Here is a 20564-nt window from a genome sequence, read left to right on the forward strand (position 1 = left end):
AATGCTGAGTAAACTACATAAAGAAACTTTTATTGATAATGCATTATTCTACCTTCTTTGCGGTACAATTGCATTTGCTTTTGTAAATATTAATCTTGCTTTACCCATACTAGTTTTAATTAGTTTGTTTAGTTACTTATTAAGACAAAGAGGTAAAATATCTGATAAAAATATTTATGTTAAGAATGTTTTACTTTTTATCATAGTTATTTATGAGTTTTTTAATTATTCTCAAGCAATTAACGAATTTAACTCATTGAATTTCTTGATAAGAATTATTTTTTTGATTTTCATCTATTATTCGTTGAAGAGTTATTTAGCACTTCCACATTTTAAAACTAAACTATTTTTAATAATTTCAATTATTGGGCTTATTTTTGGAATTGTTTCAATCTTAGAATTTATCTATTTCCATTATAATATAGGTCTTACAGGTTTTAGTGATATTGTTGATTTTAAATATATTTTTAGACCTTTAAATATTTTGATAAATGAATGGGTGTCTATTTGTTTAATTTTGTTGCCCTTTACAACAGTAAACTACTTTTTATTAGAGAATAAAAAAAAGTACCGTTTTGTTTTTGCAATATCAATGATTCTTACGGTAGTTTGTATCCTAATCTCATTTTCGAGAGGTGCTTATATTGCATTAGCTTTATTTATATTTATTTCATCTGTTTTACTTTTTATTTATAAAGTATTTAATTTAAAAAAATTAATTAGTTTAAACATTGCTGTTATTTTAATTTGTTCCTATTTAATAATTCCATATCATAAATCAGTATTATCAACTATTTCATTATTTAAAACAACATCTCAGCAAAGAAGTATTGAAGGGAGAAAAGAATTGTATTCTTCTGGAATAGCTATTTTCAAGGATAATTACAAATATGGTATTGGTTCAAACAACTTTGCAATAGCTAATAATACATATAAAGAAAAGAATATAGACACTGTTTTTACTGGAAGAACGAATAACTCATGGTTGCAAATACTTATTGAAAAAGGTCTTATAGGCTTCTTTTTATATTCAACTGTTTTTTGCTTTGCAATTTTCACCTCACTTAATCAACTAAGGAGATACGATACCGATAATTTTAGAAAAATTCAAATTATTATTTTGAATGCCGGTTTTATTGCATTTATAATGAGAGAATTCACTTTCTCATCTTTATTAACCAATAATATAGTGCTAATATTGACATTTCTTTTGTTAATGTTTATTCTTAATGAAAATCATTTTAAAATTAGATCGAATATATCAATTTTTAAGCATGTGTTTTTTGTTGTTTTAATGATAATTGGAATTTACGGTTCAATTATGAGCTATAAAATCTATAGAGCCCAAACTTGTAATTTGAAATGTATTGACGAATTTAATAAAGGGAATAATGAATTGGCAGAATATTATAACAATAAATCTATTGAATATTTTCCTAATAATTCAGAATATATGGCTCATAAGGGGTTTTTAAATTATTTAAAGTATAAAAAGGAGCACAACGATTCTTTATTATTTAGGAACACTAATGGAACTGATGTGAATCTAATAACTTCAAGAGCTTGTTATAATAAGTCATTTGAGATAAATAATAAGGATGATTTTTATCTATTTAACCTTGGCATCCTTTCTTTTTTAACAGGAGATAAAGAGTTAGGTTTAGAAGAAATAGATAAAGCAATTCTTGTGGAACCTAATATTGCTATTTATCATATTGTAAAAGGATTGATTCTTGAAAAAAATGGTGATTCTATAAATTCAATATTTAACGAATATACTACTGCTCTTATTTTATCTCCGGAGTTGACCGATTCATATTTTTATAAAGATTTTAGGAGTAGATTTCCTGTTGAAAGCAAACAATTAATTCAAAAGGCAATTGAAAGAATAAACAAATTACAATTATCGAACCCTATAATTATGGCGAAATTAGGAAAATTACATTTGGCCAATAATGATACAGTAAATGCCAATAAATTCTTATTGAGAGTTACACAGATAATGCCGAATGTTAACAGACCATGGCTTTATTTAGGTGATATAGGTAAGGCAAAACAGGATACAACAAACATGAAAATTTATTATGAACGTTCGGCATATTTAGATTATGGAGATTTTTTACCTGCAAATTCATTGGCCAATTATTATTATTCGATAAAACGGAATGAAATAGCAATTGAGTTTTTCAAAAAGACATTGACAAATTGGTTGAATATTCAATCCCAGCATTCTAATACAAGTGAAAATATATATTTAACAAAATCAATTTCCAATAATTTACTACCAGTAGGAATTTTGTATTATATCAGACCAATTGTTGATTTTGAAGATATACAGGTTAAACTATTTGAATTGAATTTGAGTGATGAACAAAAGAAAGAATTTAATCTATTATTTAGTAAAATAAGTGAAAAAATAAATAATGTAAACTCAATTTCAATTAGTTACAAGTGTGACTAATTTTTTTAAAACTAAATTTTATTACTTGGTATCCTGTATAAAATAAATGTAGAAGTTCAATTTAAAAAACTAAAATTGAGAAGGATAGGAAAGTATTTTAAACGTAATTGTGAATATGATACAGCTTAATAATATACATAAAACCTATTTTACAGATAAAACCAGCCTACATGTTTTAAAGGATTTGAATTTATCAATTGAGCAAGGTGAATTTGTATCAATAATGGGTTCTTCTGGTTCTGGTAAATCTACTTTGCTAAATATTATTGGACTATTAGATAACTATGATAGTGGTGAGTATTATTTTAATGGTTTGTTAATGAGGAATTTATCGGAAAAAAAAGCAGCCTATTATCGAAATACCTTAATGGGCTTTGTTTTTCAATCGTTTAATTTAATTAACTATCAAAACGCATTAGATAACATATCATTGCCATTATTTTATCAAGGAGTGTCTCGAAAGCAAAGAAATAAAATTGCTTTAGAGTATTTAGAGTTGATGGGGTTAAAAGATTGGGCGCATCATTTACCTAATGAAATGTCTGGTGGACAGAAACAGAGGGTTGCAATTGCCCGAGCATTAATTACCAACCCACATGTAATAATGGCAGATGAACCTACAGGAGCTTTAGATTCTACAACTTCTTTAGAAGTTATGGAATTATTGAAGCAAGTAAACAACAAGGGTATTACAGTTATATTGGTGACTCATGAAGTTACTATTTCTTCAATGACAAACAGGATAATTTATTTAAAAGATGGAGAAATTCATAAGAATACGGAACTATAATAAGAGCAAATAAGAAGAAAAGACAGAAATGAAAATGTTTTCCTTTTTTAGTTTGCATGAATTACTTGCACCCCTGAAAAATAATAAAGCAAGAACCATACTAACTGGATTTAGTGTAGCATGGGGTATATTTATATTAATCATTCTATTAGGAGTTACTAATGGTGTTCAAAATGGGATACTTGTGAATTTTGAAAATGAAGCAAAAAATAGTATCTGGATTTACTCAGGAATAACAAACAAGAGTTATAAAGGACTACAACCAGGGCGTCGAATTAATTTAACAAAGGATGACTATTTAGAACTTTCCAACACTTTAAATTCGTCAATAGAAAAAGGTACGGTACGGTTATATTACTGGAATAACAATATAATAACTTATAAATCACAATTTGGAAAATATAATATTTGTTTTGTAAACCCAGGTATTAAGGATTTAACGCAACTCCAGATTATAGCGGGGCGTTTTATAAATGAAAATGATGTAAAAACCGAAAGAAAAGTTATTAGCATTTGCTATACAATTAAGCAAGAATTGTTTGATAATGAAGAACCAATTGGTAAATACGTTAAAATAAATAATATTAACTACATGGTAGTTGGGGTTCATAAGAGTCCCTCAGAATATGATAATCACAAAGCCTATATACCTATTAGTGTTGGGCAAATGTTAAACAAAAATTCTCAAAACATCAATGATATTGGATTTCTATTGCATAATATTTCTGTACAAAAAACGAAAGAATTAGAACTATGTATAAGGAAACAATTGTCACGTAAACATGATTTTGATGATAAAGATAATAGAGCTATTTGGATTAAAAACTCGTTAGAAACCTATGAAAAAACAATAAATATGTTTTCAGAAATAAATATTTTTGTTTTTTTCATTGGAATTGGGACATTGATTGCGGGAATAATGGGTGTGAGTAATATTATGCTGATAGTTGTTTTTGAACGGAAAAAGGAAATAGGAATTAGGAAGGCTGTCGGGGCCACGCCGTTTGCTATTGTTGGTCAAATTGTAATTGAGTCTGTGTTTCTAACAAGTGTTTCGGGTTATATTGGCTTAATTACAGGTATAGGTATGTTAGAGTTCATAAATAGAAATGCAGTAAATGCACAATATTTTAAAAACCCATCTATTGATTTACGTATTGCATTATTGGCCGTTGTTGTTTTAATTATTTGCGGTACAATTGGAGGGTACATACCAGCAAAACACGCAGCAGGAATTAAGCCAGTTGACGCATTAAAAGATGAGTAATACCAAATAAAATGATTCTGTTCAAAATTGATAATTGGCATGAGATATATAGAATTTTGCGGAGTAATAAACTTCGCACTCTACTAACTGCTTTTGGTATTTTTTGGGGAGTGTTCATGCTAGTGTTAATGGTTGGTGTAGGCAAAGGTTTTGAATATGGAAGCAGAAAAAAATTTGGAAACTTATCCGTGAACAGTTTTTTTATTTGGCCACAAAGCACAACCAAACCTTATAATGGTTACAAACAGGGAAGAAATTATACTTTTTCTCTGGATGATGTTCGTATCATCAAAAGTAATATTCGAAGTGTTGAATTTATAGCTCCTCAGTTAAATGGAAAACCCTATGGAAGTTTGTTAGAATACAATAATAAAACTGGGAATTATAGCATGATTGGGAATTATCCTGATTACATGCTTAAAATAGATCCAGTAAACATTATTTATGGTAGAATAATAAATAATATTGATATTAAAGAAAAAAGGAAAGTTGTTTTAATTGGTTATAAAGTATATTGTGATGTGTTTGGCAAGAATGAAGACCCGATAAACAAACTTGTGAAGATTGGATCTGTATATTTCACTGTTGTTGGTGTTTTTAATTCGCTACATTCAGATTCATGGGCGCTGCATCAGGACAATACTATTGTTATCCCGTACACAACATTTCAAAAATTATATGGTATTGGAACAAATGTATGGACAATGGCTCTTATTGCTAAAGATAGTTATGATTGCAAAATCACTGACGAAAAGGTTAGGGCTTTATTACGAAAACAACACAAAATTCACCCAGAAGATAAATCAGCCATTAATGGATATAATCTTGGCTCGGAATACAAAAAAATGAATGATTTTTTTGACAGTATTAATTTGATGATTTGGATAATTGGCATAGGAACATTACTGGCTGGGGTATTTGGTGTTACAAATATTATGTATATAACTGTAAGTGAAAGAATTTCGGTATTTGGTATTCAACGGGCTATAGGTGCAGAACCTAAACAAATATTTATTCAAGTTATTGTTGAATCGATGACTTTGACATTTATAGCAGGTTATCTTGGTTTATGTGCTGGGATAGTTGTTGTTGAAACTGTTGCATATCTATTGGTAAATAATATAATAACCAATATCACTTTTGGAAGACCTGAGGTTAATATAAATATTGCATTGATTTCTCTTTTGATTATAATTGTAAGTGGAATAGTAGCAGGATTTATGCCTGCTAGACATGCAACAAAAATTAAACCAATTGATGCCATAAGAACTAATAAAGACTAATTATACTAGAAATGGAAAAAACACTTAAGTATTTAGGTATCAGTTTTATAATACTGATATTTATAGTTCCAATACTCTATTTAAGCACTAAATCAAAAAAGAGATTTGAGATATATAGCACAACCAATGCTGTAATTACCAATGTTGTAAAAAAGACAACTGTAACAGGCTCAGTAATACCTCGCAAGGAAATACAAATAGTTCCACAAGTGTCTGGGATTATAGAAAATATTTATGTTGAAGCAGGACAAGAGATTAAAAAAGGGGATTTAATCGCAAAGATTAAAATTATACCGAATATGTTACAACTTAGCGAGGCAGAATCACGCTTTGAAAAAGCTAAATTGATGTTAGATGATATTCAAAGAAAATTTGATCAACAAGAAGTTCTTTTCAATAAAAAAGTAATACCCGAAAACGATTATTTTCAAAGCAAAATAAGTCTTGAAAATGCTAAAGTTGAGCGAAATGTTGCTGAAAATAATCTTCAATTGATTAAGGAAGGTGTTGCTAAGAATGCATTGGTTGCAACAAATACACTTATAAGGTCAACTATTAATGGAACAATACTCGATGTGCCAGTCAAAGAAGGTAATTCAGTAATTGAAACAAACACTTTTAATGCAGGAACAACAATAGCAACAGTAGCTGATTTGAATGATATGATTTTCAAGGGCATGATAGATGAAACCGAAGTAGGAAAAATTAATAAAGGAATGCCAATAAAACTAATTATTGGAGCCATTGAAGGGGTTAAGTATGATGCAATTATAGATTATATTTCGCCTAAGGGAGTTGAAGTTTATGGAAGCATTCTTTTCGAAATTAGAGCAAAAGTAAAACTTGCAAATAAGTTTTTTATGCGGGCAGGTTATAGTACAAATGCAGAAATAGAAATGGAACGAAAAGACAGTGTTATTGCTATTAATGAGAGCCTTTTACAGTACGATAACGACTCTACCTTTGTTGAAATTGAAACAGCCCCACAAAATTTTAGAAAAAGGTATCTTAAAGTTGGAATAAGTGATGGTGTGAAAATAGAAATTCTAGGAGGACTTAAGTTAGAGGATAAAATAAAAATTTCAAGTAAATAAACGCATAATTGATTTAAGTTATTAAAAATAACTCATTGTGCAATTAGATATTTCACAATGCTATAAACAAGTAATGAGTGAGTTTTGCAATACTCACTCATTTAACAAATGGTTAACCAGAATGAACCACCGTGCCTTTCAACATTATCCAGATTTTTATGATTCCAAATAGGTTCCAGAATTGTTCTTAATTCCTTATCTTCACTTATAAAGTAATTAGGTAGTAAAGGTTTGTATTTTTTGCTATTCGCTAATAAATACATCGCAAGGCCATATTGCTCCGAATAAAACCTATCACACATAAATTGTGGATAATCGAATGGTAGGTATATATCATGAATATGTACAATAACCCCTTTTGGAATATTTGGTAAAACATCTAAATAAAAAACCAGCGAATCGGAATTTGGTAAAATTCGATGGGAGTTATCAATAAAGAGAATATCATTTTCTTTTAGGGAGAAAATATAATCAAAGTTTATGTTCTCAAAAGGTTCACGAATAATTTTAGTTGCAAGCTGATCTATTTCTGCCCGAGGAGCAGGGTCAATTGAGATAATGTTTGTATTCAACCCATTATCCTTTATTGCTTTGTAAGCAACCTTTGTAGAAAAACCAGAACCAACCTCAACGTACGTTTGGGGTTTAAATTTTGAGATTATTGTATAAATCCCAACGATATCTAAACCGGGTAAAAATTTATTATTATAAACAGGTTTGGAGTTATCACTTTCCTCATCCATCTTTTTAAACGACTGAAAAACCTCTTTATACTTTACTGCCTCGTTTAATAGTTCAACATACAACGAACGATTTTCATTTATTATCCCATAAAGCAGATTATGTGCGGGTAGTCCATGCCCATACCTTGGTTTAAGGGTTACTTTATAGTCTAAAAATAGATTTTGAAACTTTGGAGAAAAAAACCTATAGATATCCTTAATTTTCATGCCCAATAGTTTTAATTTCATTACCAATAGAAACGTTGACAATATAAATCCCGCACTAAAATTACTACAATTAATTTCAATTCATTCATTAGGTCAATTTTCCCATGTTTGCAATTCTATTTCATGCAAATCCTTATGAAGTATCAGCTCGAAGGTCGTTACCCAGAATACTATCCTAAAGCCCCATCATCCGAGAAAATAAATAATTATCTTTGTCAAACAAAAGATTTACTACAATGCTTCAGCAGGATGCTATAAAAATAGTTCGCCAGTACGTTGCAAACCTTAATAACGGAGGAGTTGCAATATTTAAGGCGTATTTGTTTGGCAGCTATGCTCGAAACCAAGCAAGTGAAAGTAGCGATATTGATGTTCTGCTAGTATCTGATATTTTCGACACTGATGATGATGCAATTTTATCAAAGCCATGGTCGCCAAAATACCGAAACGATTATAGAATTGAACCCATTGCAATTAGTCGCAAACAATTTTTTATTGATGACAGTTCTATTATTTTAGAGATGGTTCGTAAAGAAGGTCTGGAGATAAGTTAATCTATTTTTAACCAGTCGAATATATACTGCCTTTGCTCTCATATTTTGTTAACAATTCTCAAGCCATTCCCCCAAAGCCCCAAACCACCCAATCCTAAACCCACACCCTTGGATTCCACCAAACACATTACACCCTTAGCAAACCCTCATTCCTCCAAAACTATCCCACCATCATAACAATTCAGCAACCCACACCTGCAAGGATATAAGGGGATGGGCATAATAGGGTAAACATAAAACCTTGGTATCGCAATTTGCGATATCATATTAAGTGTAATCCCCTCAGCTATGCCTAAGATTCAAACGATTCTTTCTTATATCCTATCGAACCGAATATGATATTAGGCTCTTTTTGTTATTTGTGTTTGAAATCCAGCAAAATAGCAACCTTTACTTTTCCTATCAATAAAATAAGATTGCCTTTCTTCTCACAATAGTTAATTTTATCCCCGAACCAAATACCAATTCAACGGTTCTATTAGCAACTATTTATAAAACCAATGAAGTTCGATTCATCAATTAAAATTAAATCGCTTTATCAGCTATATGAGATTTTGCCCGAGGATGAGAGGATAATTGTGGATGTGCTAAGGCAAATTGTTAAAGAGAACTTGCCCTCAAATTGTAAGGAGAAGATTTCATATAATGTTCCATTTTTTTATGGTAGGAGAGGGATTTGTATTATTTGGCCTTCAACAATTCCAAGGGGAGGGGTTAAGAGTGGCGTTCTATTGGGATTTTGGTATGGAAACAGACTTATAGATATTGATAATTACCTTACGCATGGAACGAACAAGCAAATCTTTTACAAGATCTACAATTCAGTGGATGAAATTGATGAAGAAGCAATAGTAAAACTCCTGCGAGAGGCTGTTAAACTAGATTTCCGCAAAGTTAAATGACGATTTATGGCTGATTATTTTGACACACTCTTCCATTCAACCATAGCTTGAGTAAGTTTTGAGGATATCCTCGCGTAATTGCCACCATAAGCAATCATCTTTTCGGCCTCTGCTTTTTTACCATTTACAGCCAACTCAACCACGTGGGCAGCAGCTTTATGAAACTCTGCATGAAGTTCTTTCACGGTTTTATAATGATTCGATGATTTATCAAAAGATGAAAGCGTTGAACCGTAAAGCCATTTTCCGAAAGCGCATTGGTTATCCTGACGTATGGTTTCTATATCGGTATCAATTTTTCCCGATTCAATGGTGTTTATTAGTCGGGTTTTCCAAAACCCGTGAGCACCAATTGCCTTATCAAGTTCCTCAATATTTGCCATTGTACACCTCCTTTTTTAGCTGTTATTATTTTTAACTTCTAAAATGAAAGCAGTTTCTTATGAAGAACAGAACAAACTAACTAAAAAATAGTTCAAAATGCTGAATAATTACTATTTATTATCCGTTTATTCTCAAAATCGAGCAACCATTTCTTATTCGCCAAAGACCACCACCATAGCCTGTTAAACTTCCATCCTCACCAATTACTCTGTGGCATGGAATTAAAATCGAAATCCGATTCATCCCATTAGCACCTGCTACAGCCCTTATAGCATCTGGTCTATTCAGCATTATTGATTGTTGTTTATACGATCGGGTTGTACCGTAAGGAATAGTCTTAAGTAATTCCCAAACCTGTTGCTGAAACTCTGTTCCGGGCGTTGCTAGGGGAACTGAAAATATTTTTCGTTTCCCATCAAAGTATTCCGCTAATTGCTGGTTAAGCAAATCGAAGTGTTTATGGTGACCCTGAATTAAGTCGGCATTAAATATTTTTGATAACGATTTAAGCTCCGTTTCGAGCATCTTCCTATCTGTAAACTCCAAAAGGCAAATTCCCTGCTCAACTGCGCCTGCATACATAATGCCCAGCGGGGTTTCGATTCGTGTGATATTTATAATCTGCTTATTTTTACTATTGGATGGCGATACTCCAAAAATTGATTTAAACGAATCGTTGAAACCACTCAGGGATTCATATCCAGAATCGAATGCCACAGCGGTTATTGATTCTCCGTTTTGTATTTTTTTGAAAGCGGAATTAATACGAAACATCCTTTGGTAGGCGTGGAAGGTAATGCCATGATTTTTCAGAAACCATCGCCGTAGTTTGCTTGGTTCAACGCCTTTTTGGGTTAAATCCCAATCGGAAAACTTCTTGGATGGATCTGAATTCAGCTCATTAAGAATATCTTTTATATAATCTGGCGTTTCGCCTAGTTTTTCCAATGGTGTACAAACCTTGCAGGGTCTATAGCCACTAAGAATGGCCTCCTTGGTGGTTTTATAGAATTCAACATTCTCCTTTTTGGGCTTTCGGGCGGTGCATGTAGGGCGACAAAAAATACCGGTAGTTTTTACTGCTACAATAAAAGATCCTTCAAACGATGAATCCTTTTCTACAAGCGCTTTATACATTATATCCTCTGTAAGCATAATCGATATTTATAACGCAAAGGTAAATTATCTTGAGTAGGCTAACTACCGAAAATTTGACAAGTAATTTTTAAATATTAGAATCGCTTATGTGCATAAATCACAATTAGGAATTATTTAAAATTCTTTTATCGCAGTTTGCGATATTTATTTGTTAATGTTACGGGATTTGAGGATTGCAAAGAAACTACATAGGGCAAAAACATAAGAAAGTTTTTTAGGTGAATAATAATTGAAACTAATTTAGATTATCATCCTAATTTTCAGAAAAAAATTATCATAAAACAACACTTTTAGAGTTATACAAGAAAGATTGAAAGGAATAAGTAGAAAGATGGTTGGCAACATGGGAAATGTTAAATTTTATAAACAAACGTTAAAAATTAAACCATTTTCATAAAAAACTATCAGAATAGTTGTAACTTTAATAATAGTTGAGGGTACTTATTTTAAAGTAAACATGCATAATCACTTTAATAAATCAAATATGATATCGATTATTTATGCAAAATAAGGGATGAATAGAACAGCCAACACAATCAATAACTCCGCCTTTTAGAGGCTGTGTGAAAATACAATAACTACCATGACGAATTGAAAAAATGATAAAAATACATAAAACGATTTGGGAATTACCTCATAAATTACTATATTTAAGGCAGTTAAGTTCCACGTGAAACAATTTTACAATGGATTTGCACTGTAAACAACCGAAAAACCGAAACGAACTTTTACTTTACCCCCATGTCGAGCAGTGGGTGAGCGAAGACAATCCTGTGCGGTTGATCGATAAGGTGGTAGACCTGTTCGTCAAGGAAAATATCGAAAACATGATCTGTAAGGGTCAGCATGACCAAGGGTGTACCAGCTATGGGCCAGGCAGCATGCTAAAGCTCCTGTTGTACGGGTATTTTAACTGGATATCTGGCAGCAGGCGCATAGAAAAGGAAACCTACAGGAACATTGAAGTGATATGGTTGTTGGGCGACCTCAAACCCGACCATTGGACCATTTGCAATTTCAGGAAGGAAAACAAAGACTTGATCCGCTCGGCGGCCATTGAATTTAGGAGGTTTTTGATGGCCAATGGCTACATCGAAGGCAAGAGGATCATTTTCGACGGGAGTAAAATGAAAGCCTACGCAAAGCGGGGAATGTATTGCGAGAAAAGCCTGAACGCCCGGATAACCAAGATTGAAGAGCAGCTGGACAAATACCTCGAAAACTCAGATCAAACCGATGAATTGGAGGATAGGCTAGAGGCCGAGTCCAAAGAAAACGAAGACCTAAAAGCCAGAATCAAGGAGCTTGAAGAAGAAAAAGCAAAATTGGGGAAGCTAAAAGGCCAGCTAAAAAAGTTGGACAGGAACTACATCTCGCCAACCGACCCCGATGCCCCGCTGATGAAAAGCAGGGATGGGAAGATGCCCTGCTACAATGTCCAAACGGGAGTGGATGCCAAACATCACATGATTATACTGGCCGAGGCCACAGCCGAACCTGTCGACACGGGGTTGTTAATAGCCAATTTCCAGGACATCAAGTCCCAACTGGGATTGGAGCCCGATTCCGTGGAGGCAGACAAAGGCTATGCAGAGGTAAACCAGATCAAAGAGATCGAAGAAAACTCCCCTGCCAAATGCATTGTACCCTTACAGGAATCCAACTCAAAAAAGCAAGACCGATCCAATGGCATCGGCTTTGTATACGACCAAGAGAACGATCAGTATACCTGTTCAAACAATAAAAAATTAAGGCTCTTCCAAACCAACTATAAACACCGTAACCAGCTCTATAATATTTATAAATGCAATGATTGCGGGGGGTGTCCCATCAGGGACAAATGCACAAAATCCAAAACTGGGCGGTCGATAAAAGTGAATACCCTCAACCAATGGATAGAAGGGTACAAGCAGCGGCTTTCAACCGCTGAAAATAGGGAAACAATAAAACAACGAAAGACTATCGTTGAACACCCCTATGGAACTATAAAAATGATAATGGGAAAATTCTGTTTTCTACTTCGTAAAAAGCACAAAGTACAAATAGAAGTAGACCTTTACTCAACGGTTTACAACTTAAAAAGGTTAATAGATATAGAAAACATGCAAGATTTGTTCAAAAAAGTAGAACAATACAATTGGAAGGTTGCATAAACCTCCTTGGCATTTTTTGAAAACTAATAAATATGACAGAATTGAATAAAAAACTGATGAAGTTTATTTTCACACAGCCTCTTTAAGGCGGAGTCAAAGGGAAAAAGGGTATTGGGCTTTAGCCCCAACATCAATTAGATTACAAATGACTGATTAAAATGGACTTAATATTTGACATTTTTTAGAAGATTACTTAAAAGGGATAATCAAAATAAAGGGCTAAAGCCCATAGATTTTAATGATTACAGCCTCCGCCTTAAAAGGTGGAGTTATTGATTCAACCCTTAATTCACACTATTTATATAAGAATACATTCAAAATCTGAAAACCAACATCTATGAAAAAACTAATTCTTTGTTTTATCACATTTATTATAACCTTTAGCTGTTTTTCGCAGGAAGTTGAGCGTAGAACCTATCAAACAAATTATACAACAATTGCTCCCGAAATTGATGGATTGATGAATGAATCCTGCTGGAATTTGGTTGAATGGAGTGGCAATTTTACCCAAACTCAACCCTATGAGAACAAACCCCCAACCCAGCAAACATCGTTTAAAATTCTTTATGATGACGATAATTTGTATGTTTTTATCAGGGCAGATGATACTGAAGCCGATAAAATAAGCAGAATACTTACCCGCAGGGACGATTTTAGCGGCGATATGGTTGAAATTAATATTGATAGCTATTACGATAAGCAAACTGCTTTTTCATTTACAGCAATGGCCTCTGGGGTTAAAGGAGATGAGGCTGTAAGTCTGGATGGAAATAATTGGGATTCGAGCTGGAATCCCGTTTGGATATTAAAAACTTCAATAGATAATAAGGGCTGGAGTGCCGAAATGAGCATTCCCTTAACACAATTGCGGTTTGGGAATAAGGAGGAACATGTTTGGGGAATCCAGCTAATGAGGCATATTTACCGCGAAGAAGAACGTTCAAACTGGCAGTATATTCCTAAAGGATCACCGGGTATGGTACATTTATTCGGTGAACTGCATGGTATTAAAAATATCAGACCAAAAAGGCAGGTAGAAATAATGCCGTATATGGTTGCTAAAACCGAAACGTTTAAGAAGGAGGACGGAAATCCTTTTGCCGATGGAAAGTCAAGTAAAATTACAGCAGGTGTGGATGGGAAAATTGGTATTACTAACGATTTCACTCTCGATTTTACTGTAAATCCGGATTTTGGTCAGGTTGAGGCCGATCCATCAGAGGTAAATCTTACTGCCTTTGAATCCTATTTTTCGGAGCAACGCCCGTTTTTTGTTGAAGGGAAAAACATCTACCAGTTCAGACCAAATAATCCTATTGTGATAAATAATATTGGGCAGGATAACCTTTTCTATTCTCGTCGTATTGGTCGATACCCACAGTATTACCCTGAAATCGCTGACGTGGAATATGTTAAAATGCCTGAGGCAACTACCATTCTTGCTGCCTTTAAACTTTCTGGAAAAACAAAAAAAGGTCTTTCCGTTGGTGTTTTGGAAAGCACAACTGCTAACGAAAAAGCGGTGATTGATAATAACGGTGATAGAAGGAAAGAGAGCGTAGAGCCTTTAACTAACTATTTTGTTGCTAGGTTACAACAGGATTTTAACAAGGGCGAAACGGTTCTTGGCGGGATGTTTACATCTGTTAATCGCAATATTTCTAATCCAGCGATGAATTACCTTCATAAGGCGGCCTATGCAGGTGGAATTGATTTCAAACATAGCTGGAAGGATCGAATCTACTATATCAGCGCAACAAGTACCTTTAGCAATGTACGTGGCGATAAAAATGCTATTACCGCAACCCAAACCTCTTCCGCTAGGTATTATCAACGCCTGGATGCTAAGCACCTATCTGTTGATTCAAGCCTAACTTCCCTATCTGGCTATGGTGGTTCGCTTAGGTTTGGAAGGCAAGGGCAGAAGAAAATTCAGTTCGAAACTAGTGTCAACTTTAAATCGCCCAGTTTGGAGTTTAATGATATAGGATATATGCGTTATTCCGATATTATCCACCATGGAACATGGGTTGGTTACTATTTGCGGGAGCCATTCAGCATTTTCAGGAACTTTTTTATAAACATGAATTATTGGATGTACTGGAATTTTAATGGCGATTTACTATCGACTAATGCCAATATGAACCTTAACGCCCAGTTTAAAAACAAATGGAGAATTAATGGTTCTATGGGTCGACAGAATCAAAACCTATCAACAACATTGTTACGTGGTGGCCCTTCAATTATTATGCCCGGCTCATGGGATCTAAACCTGAATTTAGGTTCCGATTATTCTAAAAAAATATCGTGTTTTATAGGAACTTACTATGGATTTAGTGATGGCAATTTATCCAATGATCGTGATTATTTTGTTGAGTTGAATATCCGACCAATTAATTCAGTTTCCATTTCATTGACTCCAGATTTTTATATTGGTAAAAACGAGTTGCAGTATTTAGAAACCGTGGATTACAAAGGCGATCCACGATATATATTTGCCCAAATTAATCAAAAAACGCTTAGCCTTACCTTTAGGCTTAACTATACGCTAACCCCCGATTTATCTATCCAATATTATGGTCAACCATTTATTTCATCGGGCAAATACTGTAACTATAAGCGTATTACTCAACCCCATGCCACACTCTCTCATGACCGTTATAGCATTTTCGAGAACAATCAGCTTTCTCCTAATGATGTTGATGGAATCTTTGAAATTGACGAAGATCTAGATGGAACTAAAGACTATAGCATTTCACAACCCAATTTTAACGTCAGGGAGTTTCGTTCAAACCTAGTTGTTCGGTGGGAGTATAGGAGAGGTTCTACCATATTTTTTGTATGGTCGCAAGGCAGAAGTAATTCAGGTTCAAATGGAAATTTTTCTTATGGAAAAGATATGCAGGATCTGTTCGGAACTAAAGCGCACAACGTATTCTTAATCAAGTTTAACTACTGGTTTTCACGCTAAAGGAATATTGTCCAAACTAGGCAAGTAGTTGAACTAAATCAGTATGATTAAACATTTTTACACCCACTCTCAAATTGGGAGTGGGGTGTAATTGATATATCTGATAAGTTTGAAGATTATAACTAAATAAATCCTAGTTTGGATACCAATTTAAGGCGAGCACAAAACTCTATCTATCATTTAGTTTAAACTCAAAAGTGTTTAAAAGCCTCATAGACAAGAATTGCCGGCCAAACAATAGCTTTTAGAAATCCAAGAACTCCCATCCAAAAGCTTGTTGCATGAGATATGAAAAACACCGCTGCTCCAATTAGCCCTAATGCATATATTGCACCAGAAGGACCGTTATTTTGAATTTCTTTTTTCATGATAATTACTTTAAGCAATGATTTATATTAATTTCAATTATAAAATTCATCAAATCCTTCATTTTTGTATGGTTGCAAAACTGGAGTAGTTCAGTTTTTAGTGAGAATTCCTTCTATGGAGGAGATGCAGGATTTTTTTAGAATCAAAGTGTACAATGTTTTTTGAATCAGTTACTAGTTTGTTGTTTTACAGCATCTTGTTTTTCGTAGGTTTTACTCTTTTTCAATCAAATTGTCAGCAATCAGCAATTAATATCTAGCAATTAGAATAAAATATTAGAACCCCTTTAGCAATTCAATCCTCTTCTTGATGGGTGGATGGGTAGCAAAAATTGAAGCTATAGAGTTTGACACTTTACTTTTCTCTTTTTCTTGAGGGTTGTCAATAAAAAGTTGCGCAACATCTTTACGTTCAACTGCCTCAATACGAGAATCCTTGGCAATCTTCTCTAACGCTGAAGCCAGTGCCCATGGTTTTTTTGTCATCTCGGATGAACCGGCATCGGCCATGTATTCTCTACTCCTTGAGATTGCAAACCGGAAGATACTTGACAATAAATATCCCACTGCAACCAGCAGCAATGCAATTAAGATTGCTTTTCCATTCTTTTTTCCCCTTCCGCTAAACCTGATTGAACGCAAAAGCATCTCGGTAAGAAAAGCAAATATCCCAACAAAAATAATTGATACAATAAGTAATCTTACATCACGGTTTCTGATATGAGTAAGCTCGTGGGCAATCACCGCTTCAAGTTCTTCATCGTTAAGTTTATTGATAATACCTCTTGATAAGGAAACGGTGTAGGAGTTTGAATCTATTCCGCTGGCAAAAGCATTGAGGGAATCATCTTCAATTAGATTGATCTTGGGCATTTGCATTCCACATCCAATACATAGATTCTCAACAAGATTGTAAACTCTTTTATTCTCAGTTCGCGCCAGAGGTTTAGATCCTGTTGCTTTCTTTATCATTGATGAGTGAGAAAAATATGCAATTATAAACCATAGGATTACACCAATGGAGATCCAAGGAATAAACTGAATGAAACTCCCATTAACGATATCGATTTGTTGTTCTGGTTCCTCATTGATAAAAAATAAAAAGAGCCACACTAGTACAAAGATTAAAGAAGGAAATAAAATCAACAATATCAACGATTTGATATTGTTTTTCCAAATTTGTGTCTGAAGCCCAATATACTCCATTATGACTTAGAAGTTAAGTTTTGGCGCCTCTTCGGCTTTTTCACGCTGATTGGTTCCCAAATCGAACATTGGCTCACGTTTGAATCCAAACATATCTGCCAAAAAATTGGATGGAAAAGTTTCAACAGCATTGTTGAGCTCTTTGGTGGCTGAATTGAAGAATCTGCGAGCAGCTGCCAGCTTATTTTCAATATCTGATATCTCTCCCTGAAGATGAATGAAACTTTGGTTTGCCTTTAAGTCAGGATATGCTTCAACAGCAACCCTAAGTCCTTGTAAAGCACTAGATAGCTGAGATTCAGCAACGATTTTATCGTTAATAGTTGCGGCTTGCATCGCATTTGTGCGTGCTTTGGTAATATCGGTAAGTACCGAACTCTCATGCTTCATATACGCCTTAACAGCCTCAACCAGTTGCGGGATAAGATCTAGTCGTTGTTTTAGTTGCACATCAATATCAGCAAAGGCATTTTCACGGTTATTCCTTAATACCACTAACCTGTTATACAGGCTAATAGTAATTAAACCAAGAATAACTAGTATGACAATAATTATAATAGCCATAGTTTTTATTTTATTGAATTAGACTGCTAATTTATCATAAAATCATTACAATTTGGTTACAGTACAGTAAAAAATCAGCATTTTCCGAACGATTTATAATTCTTTTGTTAAAATGACATCGACCAAGTTTGGAAACAAAATTACATCACCACTGTTTATGTTAAGATGATTATTGTATAAAATTATAAAAAATGAGAAAAAGGAATCAATTTGGAGAAACTGTGGAAGGATATAGCATTCCTTTGTTAAATGAACGAGAAATCAGGGTTGGATTAGGAGTAATTCCATCTTTAGATTATAAAAAACAATTTCATTCGATATAGATTTTCGCCCACATCGGTATATACTAGCAAATTGTTTGGTGGTTTAGGTAAAAGACTTTATTTTCGCCTCTTAGGTGAAGTTTGAAAAGATATACCCGACTTAAACAGCCTATTGCGAACAGGGAAACTCAGAATTAAATGGATTAAAACACCATTTTTGAAATATCTTCTCTTTGCACTCTGCTTGAACAAACTTACTTTTAAGGTTATGAATATTATATAAAATTAAAAATCAGGTTTTTAACCTGAACTCACAGAATTAGATTTAAGTAGATTCTTACAAAATAATAAATGGAAAAATGTTTACAAATAAAAATATTATTGAACCAATCCAACAGAAGCCATTAAGATTATGGCTAGGTGTAGTCATCGTAATATTGCAGTGGTTGGTTAGATTTGGTATCCCCCTTTTTGTACCTGAAGCAAGTATAATTGGCCTATTTGTAGGAATTCTTTTAGGGTTGGCTGTAGTTATCTGGTGGGTATTCTTTAGCAGAGCACCCCTGTTCGAACGCTGGTTCGCAATCGCTTTAATGATAGTAGCACTGGTTGCAACAGCACAAATACTCCACAAGTCGATTGCAGAAGCGATGGGGGGAATTATGTTCGTCTTCTATTCAATCCCAATATTAAGCCTAGTTTTTGTTGCATGGGCTGTGGTTAGCCGTCGTTTTACTGTAAAACTCCAACGTGCAACAATGGTTGTAACTATCTTGCTTGCATCAGGATTTTGGGCATTTCTCCGTACCAATGGGATGAGTGGCGATATCCATCAGGATTTTGCATGGAGGTGGGTTAAGACAGCCGAAGAACGATTATTAGCCAAAAACAATGATAAACTAGTAACAATATCTTTGGATTCAGCAGCAATGCAAACGGAGGCCGAATGGCCCGGATTTCGTGGACTTAATCGGGATGGAATCATACATGGTGTACGAATTAAAACCGATTGGTCTAAAACTCCACCGGTTGAGATGTGGCGTCGATCTGTAGGACCAGGTTGTTCGTCCTTTGCAGTACATGGTTCTTTGCTTTATACGCAGGAACAGCGTGGTGAATACGAGATGGTTACCTGCTACAACCTGAATACTGGTGATCCGATTTGGAGGCATAGCGATTCAGCCCGTTTCTGGGATTCACATGCAGGTGCTGGTCCTCGTTCTACACCAACCCTCAGCAATGGTTGTGTTTACACATTAGGTGCAACAGGTATTCTGAATGTACTTGATGAACGTAATGGCTCTGTTGTGTGGTCTCATAATGTCGCAAAAGATACTGATGTAAAAATACCTGGGTGGGGATATGCCAGTTCTCCTTTGGTTGTTGACAGTACCGTTTTTGTAGCAATATCAGGACAACTCCTTACCTATAATATTGTGACTGGAAAACGGCAATGGTTTGGTTTGGATGGTGGTGAAAGTTACAGTTCTCCACACTTATTGACAATAGATAATGTTAAACAGGTTTTGTTTATGAACAATACAGGTATTTATAGCTACAATCCGTCCGATGGCAAAATACTTTGGGATCTTTCGATGTCAGGTGCTCCAATTGTTCAGCCCGCTTCAATCAATAAAAGCGATATCCTTATTAGCGATGGTAATATGAAAGGAATGAGACGTATTGCAATCAAAAATACATATGACAAATGGGTTATTGAAGAGCGCTGGGCATCTGATAAGTTAAAACCCAACTTTAACGATTATATTATTCATAAAGGTCATGTTTACGGTTTTGATGGTTCTAGTCTCGCTTGCATCGATATAGAGAAAGGCGAACGAAAATGGAAAGGAGGACGATATGGAGGTCAAATTCTACTTCTTGCCGATCAAGATTTGTTGCTGGTGCTATCGGAAAAAGGGGAGGTAGCATTGGTTAGAGCTACTCCAGATGAATTTAAAGAACTTGCTCAAATTACTGCAATTAAGGGAAAGACTTGGAATCACCCAGTATTAGTTGGTAATATTCTATTAGTTCGCAATACTCAGGAGTTGGTAGCATTCCGATTGCCTCTTGCAGATAGCTAATAGAAGTTACCTGCGTATCTGCTAGATAGCAAAGTCAATGAAGTATAATACAATGACAAACTTCCGCTTTACGGAAGTTTGTCATTGTAATAGAATCCAAGATTAGACT

General features: G+C 34.1%; 15 protein-coding genes and 1 pseudogene. 10 read left to right on the forward strand and 6 right to left on the reverse strand.

Annotated elements, in window-relative coordinates; all coding sequences use genetic code 11:
* Nucleotide 1: 1 nt before the first annotated feature.
* The 5 genes from HOO91_01625 to HOO91_01645 all read left to right on the forward strand — a co-directional run bounded on the left by HOO91_01625 (nt 2) and on the right by HOO91_01645 (nt 6895).
* Nucleotides 2-2461: a hypothetical protein gene (locus tag HOO91_01625; GenBank protein ID NOU16246.1), complete on the forward strand. Its 2460-nt coding sequence runs from the start codon at nt 2-4 to the stop codon at nt 2459-2461.
* A gap of 115 nt (nt 2462-2576) precedes the next feature.
* On the forward strand, nt 2577-3251 hold the full coding sequence (locus HOO91_01630) for an ABC transporter ATP-binding protein (GenBank protein NOU16247.1): 675 nt from the start codon (nt 2577-2579) through the stop codon (nt 3249-3251).
* A gap of 28 nt (nt 3252-3279) precedes the next feature.
* A complete protein-coding gene (locus HOO91_01635; GenBank protein NOU16248.1) occupies nt 3280-4518 on the forward strand; it encodes an ABC transporter permease in 1239 nt (412 codons plus the stop codon).
* Nucleotides 4519-4529: 11 nt separating this feature from the next.
* Complete coding sequence (locus HOO91_01640; GenBank protein NOU16249.1) at nt 4530-5801, forward strand: ABC transporter permease; 1272 nt, start codon at nt 4530-4532, stop codon at nt 5799-5801.
* Between the two features lie 11 nt (nt 5802-5812).
* Nucleotides 5813-6895 (forward strand): efflux RND transporter periplasmic adaptor subunit, encoded by a 1083-nt coding sequence (locus tag HOO91_01645; GenBank protein ID NOU16250.1) that lies wholly within the window; start codon nt 5813-5815, stop codon nt 6893-6895.
* Nucleotides 6896-6996: 101 nt separating this feature from the next.
* On the opposite strand, the gene HOO91_01650 is transcribed toward HOO91_01645, so the two are convergent.
* On the reverse strand, nt 6997-7845 hold the full coding sequence (locus HOO91_01650) for a class I SAM-dependent methyltransferase (protein ID NOU16251.1): 849 nt from the start codon (nt 7843-7845) through the stop codon (nt 6997-6999).
* A gap of 212 nt (nt 7846-8057) precedes the next feature.
* Between HOO91_01650 and HOO91_01655 the strand changes: the two genes are divergently transcribed.
* Both HOO91_01655 and HOO91_01660 read left to right on the forward strand, forming a co-directional pair.
* Nucleotides 8058-8399, forward strand: coding sequence for a nucleotidyltransferase domain-containing protein (locus HOO91_01655; protein ID NOU16252.1), 342 nt, complete (start codon nt 8058-8060; stop codon nt 8397-8399).
* Nucleotides 8400-8899: 500 nt separating this feature from the next.
* Nucleotides 8900-9301 (forward strand): hypothetical protein, encoded by a 402-nt coding sequence (locus HOO91_01660; protein ID NOU16253.1) that lies wholly within the window; start codon nt 8900-8902, stop codon nt 9299-9301.
* Between the two features lie 14 nt (nt 9302-9315).
* On the opposite strand, the gene HOO91_01665 is transcribed toward HOO91_01660, so the two are convergent.
* Together HOO91_01665 and HOO91_01670 are read right to left on the reverse strand one after the other, a co-directional pair.
* On the reverse strand, nt 9316-9684 hold the full coding sequence (locus HOO91_01665) for a CZB domain-containing protein (GenBank protein ID NOU16254.1): 369 nt from the start codon (nt 9682-9684) through the stop codon (nt 9316-9318).
* Between the two features lie 92 nt (nt 9685-9776).
* Nucleotides 9777-10840 (reverse strand): annotated as a pseudogene (locus tag HOO91_01670) (methylated-DNA--[protein]-cysteine S-methyltransferase).
* A 689-nt stretch (nt 10841-11529) separates the two neighbouring features.
* Here HOO91_01670 and HOO91_01675 point away from each other — a divergent pair.
* Together HOO91_01675 and HOO91_01680 are read left to right on the forward strand one after the other, a co-directional pair.
* Nucleotides 11530-12996: an IS1182 family transposase gene (locus tag HOO91_01675; GenBank protein NOU16255.1), complete on the forward strand. Its 1467-nt coding sequence runs from the start codon at nt 11530-11532 to the stop codon at nt 12994-12996.
* A gap of 337 nt (nt 12997-13333) precedes the next feature.
* Nucleotides 13334-15967: a hypothetical protein gene (locus HOO91_01680; protein NOU16256.1), complete on the forward strand. Its 2634-nt coding sequence runs from the start codon at nt 13334-13336 to the stop codon at nt 15965-15967.
* A gap of 191 nt (nt 15968-16158) precedes the next feature.
* Here HOO91_01680 and HOO91_01685 read toward each other — a convergent pair whose 3' ends face one another.
* The 3 genes from HOO91_01685 to HOO91_01695 all read right to left on the reverse strand — a co-directional run bounded on the left by HOO91_01685 (nt 16159) and on the right by HOO91_01695 (nt 18105).
* Nucleotides 16159-16335, reverse strand: a complete 177-nt coding sequence (locus tag HOO91_01685; protein NOU16257.1) for a hypothetical protein — start codon at nt 16333-16335, stop codon at nt 16159-16161.
* A gap of 276 nt (nt 16336-16611) precedes the next feature.
* Entirely contained in the window at nt 16612-17541 is a 930-nt protein-coding gene (locus tag HOO91_01690) for a M48 family metallopeptidase (protein NOU16258.1), read from the reverse strand.
* A gap of 6 nt (nt 17542-17547) precedes the next feature.
* Entirely contained in the window at nt 17548-18105 is a 558-nt protein-coding gene (locus HOO91_01695; GenBank protein NOU16259.1) for a LemA family protein, read from the reverse strand.
* A 622-nt stretch (nt 18106-18727) separates the two neighbouring features.
* Here HOO91_01695 and HOO91_01700 point away from each other — a divergent pair.
* Nucleotides 18728-20455: a PQQ-binding-like beta-propeller repeat protein gene (locus tag HOO91_01700; protein ID NOU16260.1), complete on the forward strand. Its 1728-nt coding sequence runs from the start codon at nt 18728-18730 to the stop codon at nt 20453-20455.
* The last annotated feature ends 109 nt before the right edge of the window (nt 20456-20564 follow it).

The organism is Bacteroidales bacterium, from assembly GCA_013141385.1.
Lineage (GTDB): Bacteria > Bacteroidota > Bacteroidia > Bacteroidales > Tenuifilaceae > UBA8529.

Excerpts from the sequence above, each read along its gene's own strand:
- HOO91_01625 (NOU16246.1), top strand. The coding sequence starts at position 2 with ATGCTGAGTAAACTACATAAAGAAACTTTTATTGATAATGCATTATTC.
- HOO91_01630 (NOU16247.1), top strand. The coding sequence starts at position 2,577 with ATGATACAGCTTAATAATATACATAAAACCTATTTTACAGATAAAACC.
- HOO91_01635 (NOU16248.1), top strand. The coding sequence starts at position 3,280 with ATGAAAATGTTTTCCTTTTTTAGTTTGCATGAATTACTTGCACCCCTG.
- HOO91_01640 (NOU16249.1), top strand. The coding sequence starts at position 4,530 with ATGATTCTGTTCAAAATTGATAATTGGCATGAGATATATAGAATTTTG.
- HOO91_01645 (NOU16250.1), top strand. The coding sequence starts at position 5,813 with ATGGAAAAAACACTTAAGTATTTAGGTATCAGTTTTATAATACTGATA.
- HOO91_01650 (NOU16251.1), bottom strand. The coding sequence starts at position 7,845 with ATGAAAATTAAGGATATCTATAGGTTTTTTTCTCCAAAGTTTCAAAAT.
- HOO91_01660 (NOU16253.1), top strand. The coding sequence starts at position 8,900 with ATGAAGTTCGATTCATCAATTAAAATTAAATCGCTTTATCAGCTATAT.
- HOO91_01665 (NOU16254.1), bottom strand. The coding sequence starts at position 9,684 with ATGGCAAATATTGAGGAACTTGATAAGGCAATTGGTGCTCACGGGTTT.
- HOO91_01675 (NOU16255.1), top strand. The coding sequence starts at position 11,530 with ATGGATTTGCACTGTAAACAACCGAAAAACCGAAACGAACTTTTACTT.
- HOO91_01680 (NOU16256.1), top strand. The coding sequence starts at position 13,334 with ATGAAAAAACTAATTCTTTGTTTTATCACATTTATTATAACCTTTAGC.
- HOO91_01685 (NOU16257.1), bottom strand. The coding sequence starts at position 16,335 with ATGAAAAAAGAAATTCAAAATAACGGTCCTTCTGGTGCAATATATGCA.
- HOO91_01690 (NOU16258.1), bottom strand. The coding sequence starts at position 17,541 with ATGGAGTATATTGGGCTTCAGACACAAATTTGGAAAAACAATATCAAA.
- HOO91_01695 (NOU16259.1), bottom strand. The coding sequence starts at position 18,105 with ATGGCTATTATAATTATTGTCATACTAGTTATTCTTGGTTTAATTACT.
- HOO91_01700 (NOU16260.1), top strand. The coding sequence starts at position 18,728 with ATGTTTACAAATAAAAATATTATTGAACCAATCCAACAGAAGCCATTA.